Raw genomic sequence first — 781 nt, 5'->3', positions numbered from 1 at the left:
GGGCTGGCGGACCGGGCCCGGCGGCTGGTCACCTCGGCCCCGGCGGCGGGGGCGGGCGAGTCCCCGAGCGCGGTGCTCGCCTCCGCGTACGCCGCGTTCTACGAGGACGGCGACGTGCGCTCCTCGCGGCGGCGGGTGGTCACGGCGATCGAGGGCATCCGGGCCGGCGGGCCGCGGGCGCCGGACGAGGTGCTGACCCGGCTGGTCGACCTGCTGCTGGCGATCAGCCAGTACGCCGGCGACGCGGGGTGCTGGGAGCAGGCCCACCGGCTGCTCGACCCGCTGGGCGACCTGCTGCCCCCGGCCTCACGGATCTACCAGGACGCCTGGGGCGACGTGGTCCGGCGCGGCGCCGGGCTGCGGGAGCGGGTGCACCACGCGTTCGCGCACCCGACCACGCTGGAACCGTGGGACCTCAGCCGGCTCGCCGTGGCCGCCTACCACGTGGACACCATCGGCGAGTACCGGCCGTACCTCCAGCGCACCGTCGAGCGCGAGGTGGCGACCGGGGCCAGGGTCTCCGGTGTGATCACGCTGCACGTGATCATGCTCGACCAGCTGGCGGTCGGCGAGTGGGACGAGGCCGAGCGGACCGGGCGGCGGCTGCTGGATCTGACGGCAACGCACGGGCACGCGCTGTTCGCCCACCACACCCGGGCCTACCTGGGGCTGGTGGCCGCGATGCGCGGCCGCACCGACCACGCCCGGGAGCTGCGGGCCGTGGTCGACGGCTGGGCCCGGCCGCGCGGCATCGGCTTCCTCACCCAGATCGCCGAGGCCG

Annotated in this window: 1 pseudogene; it reads left to right on the top strand. The window is 76.7% G+C overall.

From position 1 onward, the window contains the following. A pseudogene (locus tag ABD308_RS38075) lies at positions 1-781 on the top strand (helix-turn-helix transcriptional regulator); the annotation flags it as partial.

The organism is Kitasatospora putterlickiae, assembly GCF_039527695.1.
In the GTDB taxonomy this organism is placed as follows: domain Bacteria; phylum Actinomycetota; class Actinomycetes; order Streptomycetales; family Streptomycetaceae; genus Kitasatospora; species Kitasatospora putterlickiae.
This window is presented reverse-complemented; position numbering and strand designations above follow the sequence as displayed.